This window comes from Microcoleus sp. T2B6 (assembly GCF_036700475.1).
GTDB lineage: Bacteria > Cyanobacteriota > Cyanobacteriia > Cyanobacteriales > Microcoleaceae > Microcoleus.
On record NZ_JAUBOZ010000001.1, the window covers coordinates 25256 to 39240 of the forward strand.

13 protein-coding genes are annotated in these 13985 nt (G+C 46.3%); 8 read left to right on the top strand and 5 right to left on the bottom strand.

Annotation, left to right across the window (positions count from 1 at the left end; all coding sequences use genetic code 11):
- The first annotated feature begins 27 nt into the window (after positions 1–27).
- The 7 genes from QUA00_RS00095 to QUA00_RS00125 all read left to right on the top strand — a co-directional run bounded on the left by QUA00_RS00095 (position 28) and on the right by QUA00_RS00125 (position 10344).
- Positions 28–3228 (top strand): GAF domain-containing protein, encoded by a 3201-nt coding sequence (locus QUA00_RS00095; protein ID WP_333408306.1) that lies wholly within the window; start codon positions 28–30, stop codon positions 3226–3228.
- 744 nt (positions 3229–3972) lie between these two features.
- The gene (locus QUA00_RS00100; RefSeq protein ID WP_333101576.1) at positions 3973–4521 is read left to right on the top strand and encodes an inorganic pyrophosphatase; all 549 of its coding nucleotides are present in this window, start codon (positions 3973–3975) and stop codon (positions 4519–4521) included.
- 161 nt (positions 4522–4682) lie between these two features.
- Positions 4683–6026: a serine/threonine-protein kinase gene (locus QUA00_RS00105; RefSeq protein ID WP_333408307.1), complete on the top strand. Its 1344-nt coding sequence runs from the start codon at positions 4683–4685 to the stop codon at positions 6024–6026.
- Between the two features lie 149 nt (positions 6027–6175).
- Positions 6176–7552, top strand: a complete 1377-nt coding sequence (locus tag QUA00_RS00110) for a serine/threonine-protein kinase (RefSeq protein ID WP_333408308.1) — start codon at positions 6176–6178, stop codon at positions 7550–7552.
- A gap of 265 nt (positions 7553–7817) precedes the next feature.
- On the top strand, positions 7818–8330 hold the full coding sequence (locus tag QUA00_RS00115) for an inorganic diphosphatase (RefSeq protein ID WP_006634582.1): 513 nt from the start codon (positions 7818–7820) through the stop codon (positions 8328–8330).
- A 518-nt stretch (positions 8331–8848) separates the two neighbouring features.
- The gene (locus tag QUA00_RS00120) at positions 8849–9757 is read left to right on the top strand and encodes an MBL fold metallo-hydrolase (protein WP_333408309.1); all 909 of its coding nucleotides are present in this window, start codon (positions 8849–8851) and stop codon (positions 9755–9757) included.
- A gap of 20 nt (positions 9758–9777) precedes the next feature.
- The gene (locus tag QUA00_RS00125) at positions 9778–10344 is read left to right on the top strand and encodes a diheme cytochrome C (protein WP_333408310.1); all 567 of its coding nucleotides are present in this window, start codon (positions 9778–9780) and stop codon (positions 10342–10344) included.
- Between the two features lie 117 nt (positions 10345–10461).
- Here the strand turns inward: QUA00_RS00125 and QUA00_RS00130 are convergent, their stop codons facing one another.
- Entirely contained in the window at positions 10462–11142 is a 681-nt protein-coding gene (locus QUA00_RS00130; protein WP_333408311.1) for a hypothetical protein, read from the bottom strand.
- A gap of 134 nt (positions 11143–11276) precedes the next feature.
- Entirely contained in the window at positions 11277–11600 is a 324-nt protein-coding gene (locus QUA00_RS00135; RefSeq protein ID WP_333408312.1) for a hypothetical protein, read from the bottom strand.
- Positions 11601–11745: 145 nt separating this feature from the next.
- Between QUA00_RS00135 and QUA00_RS00140 the strand changes: the two genes are divergently transcribed.
- Positions 11746–12456 (top strand): Uma2 family endonuclease, encoded by a 711-nt coding sequence (locus QUA00_RS00140; RefSeq protein ID WP_333408313.1) that lies wholly within the window; start codon positions 11746–11748, stop codon positions 12454–12456.
- 239 nt (positions 12457–12695) lie between these two features.
- Here the strand turns inward: QUA00_RS00140 and QUA00_RS00145 are convergent, their stop codons facing one another.
- Genes QUA00_RS00145 through QUA00_RS00155 form a run of 3 tightly spaced genes read right to left on the bottom strand, consistent with a single transcriptional unit; the run spans position 12696 to position 13805 of the window.
- Positions 12696–12908, bottom strand: a complete 213-nt coding sequence (locus QUA00_RS00145) for a hypothetical protein (RefSeq protein ID WP_333408314.1) — start codon at positions 12906–12908, stop codon at positions 12696–12698.
- Positions 12909–12952: 44 nt separating this feature from the next.
- On the bottom strand, positions 12953–13513 hold the full coding sequence (locus QUA00_RS00150; protein ID WP_333408315.1) for a Uma2 family endonuclease: 561 nt from the start codon (positions 13511–13513) through the stop codon (positions 12953–12955).
- 46 nt (positions 13514–13559) lie between these two features.
- The gene (locus QUA00_RS00155; RefSeq protein WP_333408316.1) at positions 13560–13805 is read right to left on the bottom strand and encodes a hypothetical protein; all 246 of its coding nucleotides are present in this window, start codon (positions 13803–13805) and stop codon (positions 13560–13562) included.
- Positions 13806–13985: the final 180 nt, after the last annotated feature.

The following is a 13985-nucleotide window of genomic DNA, read 5'->3' on the forward strand; positions in this document are numbered from 1 at the left end:
CTTACGCTTAAGATTCTGTAAAGGTCTATGAAATCTGCATCTTCCACCAATTACTCTTCTCTAGACAACGTGATTGATGTCGCTGTTGTCGGCGGTGAAAATCATCATCAGGAACGCTACTCTCCCCCTCCCCCTCCCCCTCCCTCTAGCAGCATTGCAATTATCCCCTACGACGGAAACTTTTCCAGCATTCTGGCCCCGTTAAACCAGCAAAGTTTCACAGTAGTAGTTAAGGAAGTAGAAGAAAAACTTAAGGTTGTTAATGACACCCTCGGAATGCTCGATAACATCCTTGGGAGTGAGGGATTTGACGCTATCCTCAACGATATGTTGCAGTCGATTACCCTCAAAACAGGGGAATTGCTCAATGCCGATCGCACCACGATATTTTTATTAGACGACGAAAAGAATGAACTCTGGGCGATCGTCGCTAAAGACGAAAATGGCAAAAATCTAGAAATCAGAGTTCCTGCCCACATGGGTATTGCAGGAGAAGTAGCCACCGAGAAAAAAGTGGTTAACATCCCTTACGATTTTTACAAGGACCCGCGATCGGCTAACGCCAAAAAAATTGAGGAAAAAACGGGATACCGCACTTATACAATGCTGGCAATGCCCCTGGTAAAGGAAGAAACAAACGAGTTAGTAGCAGTTGTTCAACTGATTAATAAACTTAAACCGGATCACCACAATCACACTACTATTCACGAACAAATCGACAAGAGTGGATTCACGGAAGAAGACGAACGAGTTTTTAAAGAATTTGCTCCCTCGATACGCTTAATTCTCGAATCGTCCAAATCTTTCTTGGCAGCAACTCAGAGACAGCGGGCAGCCACGGCGCTAATGAATGCCGTCAACGCTCTTTCTCAGAGCAGTTTAGACTTAGAAGATACCCTCAAAAGGGTGATGGATCAGGCCCAAGAACTCATGAACGCCGATCGCAGCACCCTGTGGCTAATCGATGAAGATAAAGACGAACTCTGGACGAAAATCCTGATCACAACAGGTCAACTTCAAGAAATTCGCATGCCCAGAACAGCAGGTTTTGCAGGCATCGTCGCCCAATCCGGCGAACCGCTGTTGATTCCCTTTGACGTATACGACGACCCCCGCGCAGAAAATGCAAAAAAAATAGACAAACAAACTGGCTACCGCACTTGCAGTATGCTTTGTATGCCAGTGTTTAACTCAGACAAAAAATTGATTGGCGTCACCCAATTAGTTAATAAAAAACGACCACAAGAAGAATACCCCCCCTACAACCCGGAAGATTGGCCTCACGCCCCCGAACAGTGGAAAGCGAGTTTCAATCGCAACGACATGGAATTTATGAAGTCGTTTAACATCCAAGCCGGAGTGGCGCTGCAAAACGCCAAACTGTTTGCAGAAGTCAAACAGCAAGAACAAAGACAAAAAGATATGCTGCACGCCTTGACTAACGGCGTGATTTCTACAGATAAAAAAGGCAATATAGTAGCGACCAATCCCAGTGCCAAAAATTTGCTGGGTGTCAGCGATGCCGAATTAGCCGAAGGTCAATCTTTGCGCGAGTTAATTAAGTTAGAAAAAGGCGATTTTGCCAAATGGTTTGATGCGTCTTTGTCTCCCGAAGACGATAACGACCGCCAGCAGTATTACCCAGATCAAGTTTTACTCTCCTTGGAAGGAGAAGGGCAGAGTATCAATCTCTCGATTAATTCAATGACTGACGCTACCGACCCCAACAAGGTCAACGGCGCGTTAGTCGTCATGGAAGATATTAGCAGCGCCAAGCAAATCAAAAACTTGATGTACCGTTACATGACTCCCGAAGTAGCCGAAGCTTTGTTAGCTTCAGGGGATACTGGATTGGGCGGTAAGCGCAAAAACGTTTCGGTGCTGTTCTCAGACATTCGCAGCTATACCACACTTACGGAAAAATTGCAAGCCGAAGAAGTGGTAGTGATGCTGAATAAATATTTTGAAGTGATGGTAGATGTCGTATTCGAGTACGGAGGGACTCTCGACAAATACATCGGCGACGCTCTGATGGCAGTTTTTGGCTCTCCAGCGCCCCTAGAGGATCATGCTTGGTGCGCCATGCAAACGGCGGTGAAAATGCGGGAAAAACTGGCCCTGTTCAATCAAGAGCGTAAGGCAAATGGGGAATTGGAGATCGGCATTGGTATGGGCGTGCATTCCGACGAAGTTGTCAGCGGCAACATCGGTAGTAGCAAACGCATGGAATTGACTTCGATCGGAGACGGCGTAAACCTCGCCTCTCGCTTAGAAGGCGCTAGCAAGCAGTACGGCACCGACTTGATCATCAGCGACAATACTTACAGAGATTATGCCGATCGGCTGTACGTGCGAGAACTCGACTTTATTACTGTCAAAGGCAAAAGCGAACCCGTAATCGTTTACGAACTCGTCGGCATCCGCGAGGGATACTCGCCAGTGGGCAAGTCACTAACCGAAACACAGCAACAAATTATAGAACATTACACGAAGGGGCGCGAACATTACAAAACTCCCGTTAGCCAAAGACTTTCAGAAAGTGAGGTGAAAAACATCTTAAAGGATGTCGCCGAAATGCCGGAGGCAGAGATTAAGAAACTGTCCTACAATTTAGAGCAACAGTTGGAACACGAACTCAGGAACCTGTTATATCAACTGAAAAAGCTGTCAGAGTACGACCCGAAAAACCTGTCCGAAGCAGACAAACTCATCGTACTGTTGCAGCCAGAAATCCAACTGCTGAAATTGGAAGGAATCAAAAACCTCTCGGAAGACGAAGCCAAAGTGCTGCTGCAAGCAAAAATCAAGCCCCTATCAGCAGACGATATTAAATACTTGCAAGAAGGCGAAGTCAAAAAGCTCTTGGAAGCAGACATCTTAGAACCATCAAATCCTCAAATCAAGCGGCTGAAACCAGGAGAGATCAGGCAGCTATTGCAGGCGAAAATTAAAAGTCGGGCCTGCGAGACAGTTGCAGAAATGTTAGATGAGGAATTTGAAAACCTGGGACTCGATCGGGTGAAAAAACTGCTGAGCGAGTTTAAGAAAGCCTTAGAACCAAAAGCCAAGCAAGCTTTTACAGACGCCAAACGCGAATTTAACGCCGTTCTGGAAATTGACCCGAAAAACAAGGCAGCTAAATTGCACGTCGATCGCTGTATGTTATTTCAGCATAGTTTTTCAGACGTACTCAACTGGGATGGTGTGTGGAATCTCACAGAAAAATAGCAGTAGCCCACAGCAAATGCTGGCGGTGGCGTCAGGGTTCGGGGTGGGGGCGATCGCGATCGGGGGTGGGCCTCCCATCCCACCACCAATTAACCTTAATCTCCTATTGAGGTAATTGTAAATAAGCTCCAACAGGTATTATGGTTATCAGGAAGATGGGTTTAAAACCCTGTCGTTTTAGGACGGCTTTGTATTAAAATGCTGAATACTCAAAGGATCTTTAGGCTCAAGACACGTTGAAACAGCTACGATGAGAGCAAACTTAAAGACAGCTAGAAGGGCAATGGTTGACTCTAACCCGTCCGGCAAGAGTAAAAGTCGCCATAGGGCATTGGGAGACTTTAAACGGACAGGGAGGGACTGTAAGACTACTCCGGTAGCAAGACCCGATGAACTGTCAAGAATCACCGCTGAAGAGAACGGGCGTGAGTATGTCAAATAACCGGATTTGAATTTGCAAGCGAGATGCCGGGGGTTTCGCCCTAGGTGTTTCGATCGCACTACCTACCGCAACAAACTTAGCACTTCTATTATTTGAAGCGCTTAAAAATAGTTATGACTGGCGGCAGCGTTACCCGGTTTCTGAGAAAAATCTTGGAGAAAGGTGACGAAACATCCGCTCAAAAACCGGGTTTCTCACCCCGCCTGCGTAAGTCTTAATAGCGTTAGCAGCTCGTAAAAAGAGCTTCGTTCGCAGATAGTCAATGTTCTAGTCTTACATATAGAAAACCACTAGCGTCAGTTATGAATAATTGGAATTCGCAATCGGGAGATGTTGAGTGGGTAGATCAGGTTTACCAACTATTGCTGGAGATTGCTCGGAGCTCCCTGTCAGATATCCCCAGAATCCCGGAAAATATCACTGTTAAGGCTATCCCTCTGATCCAGAAGGTACAAAGCATTCAGCAAAGACCTGACGGGCAAGTGTTCAAATCTGGTTCCTTTTCAGTAAACGATCACGAATGGGTCGATCGAGTCTGTCAACTATTGGTAGAACTAACCAGCGCGTCTTTGTCCGAACAGCCCAAAATGCCGGAAAACCTGGCAGGCCGATCTTTAGCCCTCGCCGATCGAGCACAAAAAATTAAAGAAGACATCGAAGAAAATGCAGCCCAAACCCCAGCAGATGAAGATGACAATTCTTTAGAGTCTCCAGAGGCGCTGCTTTCCCTTTTGCACCACAGTTTGAAAGCTCAGCGCGCCAAAAGCTACAACCCCGATGCCCCCGAATGGCAGCAAGTCTTGAGCCTGCTCGACGTAGTGCAGTCAATTTACAAGCAAATCCAAAATTAAATTCAAGGTTAACTCAGGGGCGTCTTCCGCAGTGCGCGATCGCTGGCTTTTAAAGGCAGTTGCTCTTTGACAGAAAAAGTTTTTTGCCCTAGCCCGAACATTTCCGATTCTTGCACTTTTGTCAACTAAACTAGGTTTAATCGGTTCTAGGGCAGGACAACATGAGCGGACAAAACATCGGCGATTTGTCAAAAGAAATATTAGCCGATCGCTATCAGTGCGATCGGCGGCTCGGCAAGCAAGCAGGACGGCAAACTTTACTTGCCCGCGACTTAAAAACGCAACAGCAAGTAGTAGTCAAACTCCTCTCATTCAGCAGCGACTTTAACTGGGAAGACTTAAAACTGTTTGAGCGAGAAGTCGAAACCTTAAAATCCCTATCCCATGTCGCAATTCCCCGATATCTAGACTCCTTTGAAATCGACACCCCCAGCCGCAAAGGATTCGCCCTAGTTCAGAGTTACATCGAAGCCAAATCCCTACAAGAATATCTCTCAGACGGCTGCACCTTCAGCGAAAGCGAAGTCAAACAATTAGCAACAGCATTATTAGACATCCTCGCCTACCTGCACCAGCGACACCCCCCGGTGATTCACCGCGACATTAAACCCAGCAATATTTTACTCAAAAATCGATCGGGTAACAGCGTTGGCGAAGTTTACCTAGTCGATTTCGGTGCAGTTCAAACCCTAGCAACCCAACAAGGAAAAACACTCACCGTTGTCGGAACTTATGGCTATATGCCGCCAGAACAATTTGGCGGCAGGGCCGTTCCTGCTTCCGAGTTGTACGGCTTGGGAGCAACATTAATCGCCTTAATTACCAAGCAGCATCCAGCCGACTTGCCGCAGAAAGATTTGCAGATCGAGTTCGAGCAATTCACCCAACTGACTCCCGCTTTTACCAATTGGCTGGAGTGGATGACCCATCCCAGTTTAGAGCGCCGTCCCGCCTCAGTCCAAATAGCAAAAGAAGTTTTAGAAAAACCACAGGAAATACATAAATATTCCCAGACATTGAGACAGGGAATAAGGGTGAGTGCCTCTAGCTTTACCAAGAAGGCGATCTCGGACAGCACTTGGACAGGATCTCGATCTGTCGGAGTTTGTGCAGCCATTTACAGCACCTTTCTTTTCCCGATCTTGGGAACAATTATCGGAGGAATCCTGGGTCTTCTTCTCGGCTTGCTGGTGGGGTGGGTCAACGGAATAATCGTCGTATTTGTGACGGACTGGTGGTTTGATCCCCTAACTAATCCCAAACTTCACAGACAGGTTTTAACTGCAATTAGTATCGTAATCTGCACCTTGACAAGCATCATCTTCTTTCAGCCGATAGCGAATTGGATTGTGAGTAGTGAATATAATGACGATGGCAGTATTTCTATTATGACCTCAAGTAATTATATTATCTTTGTGCTTGTACCGTCGCTAATTGCAGGACTTTCAATGGGGGCAACTAGCAAGTCTATTGCCCGGTGGTATCAAAAAGAAAGTGGACTGTAAAATTTAAAATAATATCATGTCCTCTTGATTAGTTGTCATTCTGAGTGGTAGTGAAGAATCACAGAATACCCAGATCCCCGACTTCTTGGAGAAGTCGGGGATCTAAAAGAAGACCGTTTAACCTCAAGTTAAAATTAACGTACCAAAATATGACGGCGAAAATATTAGCAGAACGCTACGAAGTGCAGCGGCAATTGGGAAAACAAACCGGCCGCCAGACGCTTCTGGCTCGCGATTTACCAACTCAAAAATTAGTTATCATCAAACAGCTATTCCTCGGCAGCGATTTTGAATGGCAAGACCTCAAGCTATTTGAACGGGAAGCGGAAACTTTAAAAGCACTTTCTCACCCAGCAATTCCGCGCTACATCAACTACCTGGAAATTGATGAACCCAATAGTAAAAGCTTTGCCCTCGTACAGACTTATGTAGAGGGAAAAACTTTGGAAGAGCATTTGCGTTCGGGGCGTACTTTTAGCGAAAGCGAGGTGAAAGAATTAGCTAAATCGCTGTTAGACATTTTGATTTATTTGCACGATCAAAAGCCGCCTGTCATTCACCGCGATATTACACCCAGCAATATTTTACTGCACAGCAGATCCGGTCACTCGGTGGGAAAAGTTTATTTAGTTGATTTTGGTTCGGTGCAGAACCAAGCGGCAAAATTGGGCGGCACAATTACAGTAGTGGGAACATACGGATATATGGCACCGGAACAATTTGGGGGGCGATCCGTTCCGGCTTCTGACCTCTACGGTTTAGGTGCAACTTTAATTTATTTGGTAACGGGTTTGCATCCTACCGAACTGCCACAGCAGGATTTGAGAATTCAATTTGCCGATCGAGTCGCGCACCTCAATCCTAGTTTAATTGATTGGCTGGAATGGATGACAGAACCGAGTTTGAACAAACGGTTATCTTCGGCTGGGGAAGCATGGCGATCGCTCACAAATCCCCGCCATATCGAAAAAAGTCCTGTGACATTGCAGCCACCTGGCAGCGATATTAAATTGACCAAAAGTTCGGAGTTTATAGAAATTGTAATTCCGCCACAGGGACTGAGTTTTAATTTAATGGCGCTGCTTTCGGCAGCAGTTCCCCTGAATTATATTTACTTACTGTTGCTTTATTCTAGTGAATTTTGGCAATTCGCTAGTTCACATATAAATTATTTGTTTGTAATTATATTATACATATTAGTGACTTTATCATCTCCAGTAGTAGTAATATTTATATTGGCGCTATTTCGGAAATGGCGTTTCAGAATCGATAGCCAGAAAATATCCTATACCAGCCATCTCTTGGGGTTGAGATGGAATCATTCCAAGCCATCCCCCAGACCGGACATTTTCTATCTGGAAATTGAAGAAACTGGAGACAAGGTTTTTAACGTGATTATTCGTGCCAACCACCAAAAATATCAACTAGGAGCAAACCAGGGACTAAGCGAATCAGAAATCAAGTGGTTAGCAACAGAACTTAGCCAGTGGTTGGGAGTAAAAATTAAAAAAGTTTGGGCAGACTAAAAAGAATATATGGTTCTGAAAATATCTCCCTCGCCCAAACAAAGCATTCCCCTCTCAAACTGTGGGATGGGCGTCCCGCCCGTCCGCTCTCTCTTTTGTGGGATGGGCGTCTCGCCCGAAAGCGTGTATTCTCCCAGCCGGCGACACACTCCCCCGCTTTCGGTCAATCTCATGGAGCATCGAGCCCGATCGCCCGTAAAATGCTATCAAAGGGATTTGGCAAGTAGCACTCATCCCAATCATCTGTTAACTTGGAGATATTGTTGTGGACTTATCGCTAATTCCGGCACAGCCGAAACCAGGACTGCTCAACGTCCTCATCGAAATTACCGCCGGTAGCAAAAACAAGTACGAATTTGATAAAGACTTACAAGCCTTTGCTCTCGATCGGGTGCTTTCTTCCTCAGTCCAATATCCGTGCGACTACGGCTTCATACCCAATACCTTAGCCGATGATGGCGACCCCCTCGACGGCATGGTCATGATGGATGAGCCCACATTTCCAGGGTGCATAATCGCAGCCCGTCCGATCGGAATGCTGGAAATGATCGACGGAGGCGACAGGGACGAAAAACTATTGTGCGTTCCCGACAAAGACCCCCGCTATGCTCACTATAAGTCCCTCAAAGACGTAGCCCCCCACCGCTTAGACGAAATAGCCGAATTTTTTAGAACCTACAAAAATTTGGAGAAAAAAGTCACGGAAATTCTGGGTTGGCAAGATGTCGATCAAGTCATGCCCTTAGTGGAAAAGTGCATCGCAGCCGATCGCAAATAAGTCCCTAGCCCGCACTCCTCGACTGCAACCCGACTACAAACTCAGGAGCCCGAACTTAAGGCGATGCTGCAGGTCTAGGGATGCAGTCGAGGAACGGGTGGCTACAATGTCAAATCAGTCGTGTTAATGCCGAGTCACCGGAACGGCATTCCTGAAAACCGCGCCCCGACCTCAATCTTGAAAAAAATACAACTCCTATCCTAGAGTAAGATTAAGCGCAAATTCTACCCCTGGAAAATGCGTTCTACGTTTGAGGAAATTTAACCCTAACAACTCTGGTTCGGCGCTATCTTAATCTCAGAATAGAGAACACGATCAACAGCCCGCAGGGTGGAAAAATAATCTCTCAAGCGACATCTCCTACACCAACCGGTACGGTTTAGGCTTGTAATAGCCCAAGTGTGCGGCACTCGAATGGTTTCCCGATCAAGCGCTTTATTATAGTACAGATTGCTAAAAACTAAAAAGTAAAAACTAAGATTTCAACTCCCAAGTTCCTGCCGCCAAAACTAAAAAAAATGCCAGATTCCGCACCCTCTCTAGCCAATCCACAGCCCTCCGATCGCAAAGCCACTATGGAAAATAGTCCTTTGACCGAGTTTGTCGTTCAGTTTTGGGGCGTGCGGGGCAGCATAGCCACCCCCGGCACCAAAACACTGCGCTACGGAGGGAACACCTCCTGTGTAGAAATGCGCTTGGGCAAAAAACGCCTGATTTTTGACGGTGGTACGGGCCTGCGAGTTCTAGGCCTCAATCTGCTGCGGCAAATGCCGGTGGAAGCCCATATGTTTTTTAGTCATACTCACTGGGATCACATTCAAGGGTTTCCGTTCTTTACTCCCGCCTTTATCCCAGGGAACTGCTTTCATATTTACGGTGCGATCGCCCCCAACGGCACTACAATCAAACACCGTCTTGCCGACCAAATGGTGCACCCCAATTTTCCCGTCCCCATCCAAGTCATGCAGTCCGACCTCAAATTCAACGATTTGACGCCTGGGGATATTCTCGAACTCGACGATGTGAAAATAGAAACGGCACTGCTCAACCATCCCAACACCGCGATCGGATATCGAGTCACCTGGGAGGGACACACAGCCGTCTACTGCACCGATACAGAACATTTTCCCGATCGCCTGGACGACAACGTGTTACACCTAGCTCGCAACGCCGACGTGCTGATTTACGACGCTAACTACACCAACGAAGAGTATTACGACTTCAAAACCCCGAAAGTCGGCTGGGGACACTCGACTTGGCAAGCAGGAGTAGAAATAGCGAAAGCTGCTGGAGTCAAAAAGATCGTGATGTTTCACCACGATCCAGGCCACGACGACAATTTTCTCGATGGCGTAGAAGCAGAGGTGCAGGCAGTTTTCGCCAATAGCTGCTTAGCCCGCGAAGGCATGAGCATACCAGTAATTTAACCAAAAATAAATTCAGAATTATGAAACAGGAAAAACCCCGCAAACGTCGCAGAGTAGGCTTGCGGGGGCTTTACTCAACTTTGCTGGTGTTGATAATTATCTGCTGTACCTGCGGCGGATGGGTTGCTGCTCAGACTGCCTACTCTCGCACTCCGGCGCGACTTGCTCAGGTGTCTTCGATCGAGGATACTGGTACGGTCGATCGCATCCCCGAACGCTACCAACTCGGACAGCAACTGTACCTAGAAAACTGCGCCACCTGTCACATCGGTTTACCGCCGCAAGTATTACCTACAGAAACCTGGCGCCGGTTGCTGCAAGATCCCCAACACTACGGACAAACCATCAAACTGCTAGTAGACCCGCCCCGCCTGCTAGTCTGGAACTACCTGCAAACTTTTTCCCGTCCCCAAGCCACAGACGAAGAACTCGCCTATCGAGTCGCCAGTTCTCGCTATTTCAAAGCTTTGCACCCCAAAGTCAAAATGTCACAACCTGCAAATATCAGCAGTTGCGTTACTTGTCACCCCGGTGCATCTAAATACAATTTCCGCAAGCTTACCGCCGAGTGGCAAAACTCTCCGTAGGGAATGCAGGACTTACCCAAAAACTATTGAGTAGGGGGGTTATGCGAGCTGATTGGAGCGTGGGTTTATCGCCCGAAGGCAGATGAGGAGATTTCAGACTTGGTGTTTGTAAATATTTCACGGATTGCTTTTAATTACTCGATAGAACGTAGTCTTACCAGGGTAATGGTCAAAAGCACCTTCAAAGCTCGCATCAGATAACCACTCAAATCGAGTGGTAAAAGGGGAGTTGGATAGAATGAGAGTACATTTATCGTTTGCACAAATTCCGATATGCCAAAGCCCTTTCTCATAGTCCGTACCATTAGCAACCGCGATGTCACCGCGTCTTGTATGACGTTGTTCTACCCGATGCCCGATTCCACCATCTAGAGCCTCAACAACGGATGGAACATAGAGAGGATTTTGGCCAATTTGATAGTTCAATGCTTTCTTCACAGCCATATTAACCATCCAAGCGCAGGCAAGTTTTCCATTACTGGTATGAGGTTCGTATTGACTACTTCTACCTAATAAATCAGGTGAGATCGCAGCCTGGAATATCTTCTCTGGAATGGCGAACTTTACAGGAATAGGTTGGTTTAAAGTCTGACCAGGTTGTTGAGATTGAATTATCGCAAGGAGACGACGATATTCTGTATCTGATGCTGTCAATATTGTTGTGTTTGCTTTGTAAGCATCGTATGTAGCTTTAGCCCATCGCGCAGTTGGTTTTCCTACAATAGCTATGACTAATAGAAATCCGACAGTAACTAAAAACTCAACACTAGGCTTAATTTTTTTCTGGCTAAGGCTCATATGGAATATGCTCTAAAATACCAACTAAACAGGCAAAAACTGTTCTGAAAAACTAATTTCAATCTCAGGAAGCGTAGTGAACGACTCAGAATGACAGACATATAGATGCGTAGTTCCTGTACTAAACAAAACGGTTACGGATGGTTATTGACAAAATTATAAGCTTTATAACCTCCATAGGTTAAAAGTGCCCCTACTGCCAGAATTCCAGCAACTGGGACAGTCACTGGATCACTCACAATAGTTGTTGCTGTCGTTGTCAAGCCCAACAAACCTGCGAGACCAGCAGCAGGCACTGTTGCAGTAGTGGCTATAGGTATGGTGGCAATTTTGAACCAGCCAATGACGAACCACCAAGTGCAGTGATTCCAGCTATCAACTCGTCTTTCATCTCGATAATCCTTATGATAATTGTATATTTTTTTCCGTAAATTACCACATATTTTGTATCCTCTCAATCTCGACTCAAAAAATTTAAGTGCGTAGGTTGGGCGGAGTGGAACGACCCCTCCGTTGCACTCCGCCCAACATTTTCGCTACAATTTTCCTTAACTGAACCGTATTCGGTTATAATCAGATTTAGAAGTCTCTGGTGCTACTCAAATGACTCCTCAACTACAAACTCAGCCACCGCTAACGAAACAACCAGAAAAAGTCCTGTATCCAGACAGCGATGGACAGCCTATGTCAGATAACACGCTCCAATTTGCTTGGATTGTCAAACTAAAAGAAGGATGCGAAGCCTTATTTAAAGACAATCCAACTGTATTCGTAGCCGGGGATTTACTGTGGTATCCCGTCGAAGGCGATAATAAGACGAAGCGCGCCCCCGATGCTATGGTGGTATTTGGTAGACCCAAAGGATATCGAGGGTCTTACCAGCAATGGCGAGAAGATAATATCGCTCCGCAAGTCGTTTTTGAGATATTGTCACCGGGAAATACGTTATCGGAAATGGCGCTGAAGTTGCAGTTTTACAACCGCTTTGGTGTAGAAGAATATTACCTTTATAACCCAGAGAATAACGATCTAACAGGATGGCTGCGAGGGGAAACAGGACTAACGGTAATCGAATCCTTGGATGGGTGGATCAGTCCGCGTCTAGGAGTCCGGTTTGTGTTTGCAGAACCAGAGTTAGAGGTGATTCGTCCCGATGGACAGCGGTTTTTGTCTTACGTAGAGTTAATGGAACAGCGGGATGAACTCGAACAACAGCGGGATGAACTCGAACAACAGCGAGATGAAATCGAACAACAGCGCGATCGCATGGCTGCAAAACTGCAAGAATTGGGTATCGATCCAACTCAGCTTTAAGAATACCTAACAATATAGACTTTCTCAGCTTTCAGGAGGTACTCCCGGCCTCGCGCGAGTACGTCACTTCAAAATAAAATCGCAAACGGTACTATAGCAATCCTAAATCATTCTCATAATTATTGTAGGGGCAATCCGACCCCTACTCCCCGTGGTTGCCCGATAGATAGGGGGTAGGCACGGGGAGTAGGGGTAGCACTACCCCTACAAATTTATCTGAATCATTTAGGATTGCTATATCAGGATTTTTCCCTAATCTGAAAAGTACACAAATGTTCTAACTTGATCGCCCCTCCCACGTCCTCCAGAACCTTTGCATTTGGCGGAAGCTGAGCTAATTCGATCGCACTTTCAATCAAACCCACCGGATACCGAGGTCTGGCTCGATTGTAAGCCGTCGCCGCCGCAGAATACCAACTTCTTCTTGCTTCCAAATCTTTATCTGCGTTCATCAGCGTTCATCCGCCCCCATCTGCGCTTAAAATTAAAACCAAAACTAAACAGGCAAAAACAGTTCGGAAAAACTAATTTCAATCTCAGGAAAAGCTAGCATTCTAATCACAGCATTATCTGCAACAATTATCTCTGATTGATAGCCTCCCGGTGCAGGATTCCGGTAAATATATGCCTCGCGGGCCGCTACATCTAATATCCAATATTCATCGATATTTGCTCTCGCATAAATCGGGGCCTTTTCCCGGCGGTCAATTTGTAAGGTCGAGTAGGAAACTTCAATTAACAGCAAGATTTCGCTAGGATTTGGGTGATGGTCGCGATCATCTCCCGGATCGATACCAACAATAGCTATATCGGGTTCCGGTTCCGAAGTTGCTAAAGTAATTGGCAACTGCACGCGAATTAATGCTAAATCTCTTAGCAGGTGTTGTAGATATCGATCGCTGCGTTGGGTTGTAGCAGCATGGGGTGGAGTTTGTGCGCTCATTTCAACAATTCTCCCATCTAGCAATTCAATCTTATTACCTTCAGTGAGAATGCCAGCTTCAATCATGCGGTGATATTCTTCCACAGTCCAGATTTTTTCTCTTGTTGCTGTCATAATCTTTGCCTGCAAAAGCTTACTGAATATTATATCAATTGCGAATTCAATCAAAAAACACTGATTTGTCCGGCGTTGGTCGAGCACCCTTTTGAAAGCGTTCCCAAGACTGTTTTAATTGAGCAGGATCTGGATATTCGCGATCGTAAACCACCAGGACATTCGTCAAATTCCGTCCCGGCGGCAATAAAATCTGCCCTTGATGAGCCAAACCCACGGAAGCACCACCGTCCAAATTCATCGCTTCAAAACAGCCGTAGCACGGGCGAGGGCGGGACGCCATCGCTTGCATAACTTTAGACCTCTTGCAAAAATCCTTTCATCAATTGATGGGACGGGCTCTGGGGCCCGTCCCACAAGAGTTATTTCTTCTTGTGGGACGGGCCCCAGAGCCCGTCCTAATTATTTTTGCAAGAGGTCTATTGTCAATAAGCCTTTTATGAACGGGCTCTGGGGCCTGTTCCACAAGCAG

Bases quoted from the DNA above. Each gene is read 5' to 3' on its own strand.
- QUA00_RS00095 (WP_333408306.1), top strand. From the start codon at position 28: ATGAAATCTGCATCTTCCACCAATTACTCTTCTCTAGACAACGTGATT.
- QUA00_RS00100 (WP_333101576.1), top strand. From the start codon at position 3,973: ATGAATAATTGGAATTCGCAATCGGGAGATGTTGAGTGGGTAGATCAG.
- QUA00_RS00105 (WP_333408307.1), top strand. From the start codon at position 4,683: ATGAGCGGACAAAACATCGGCGATTTGTCAAAAGAAATATTAGCCGAT.
- QUA00_RS00110 (WP_333408308.1), top strand. From the start codon at position 6,176: ATGACGGCGAAAATATTAGCAGAACGCTACGAAGTGCAGCGGCAATTG.
- QUA00_RS00120 (WP_333408309.1), top strand. From the start codon at position 8,849: ATGCCAGATTCCGCACCCTCTCTAGCCAATCCACAGCCCTCCGATCGC.
- QUA00_RS00125 (WP_333408310.1), top strand. From the start codon at position 9,778: ATGAAACAGGAAAAACCCCGCAAACGTCGCAGAGTAGGCTTGCGGGGG.
- QUA00_RS00130 (WP_333408311.1), bottom strand. From the start codon at position 11,142: ATGAGCCTTAGCCAGAAAAAAATTAAGCCTAGTGTTGAGTTTTTAGTT.
- QUA00_RS00140 (WP_333408313.1), top strand. From the start codon at position 11,746: ATGACTCCTCAACTACAAACTCAGCCACCGCTAACGAAACAACCAGAA.
- QUA00_RS00145 (WP_333408314.1), bottom strand. From the start codon at position 12,908: ATGAACGCAGATAAAGATTTGGAAGCAAGAAGAAGTTGGTATTCTGCG.
- QUA00_RS00150 (WP_333408315.1), bottom strand. From the start codon at position 13,513: ATGACAGCAACAAGAGAAAAAATCTGGACTGTGGAAGAATATCACCGC.
- QUA00_RS00155 (WP_333408316.1), bottom strand. From the start codon at position 13,805: ATGCAAGCGATGGCGTCCCGCCCTCGCCCGTGCTACGGCTGTTTTGAA.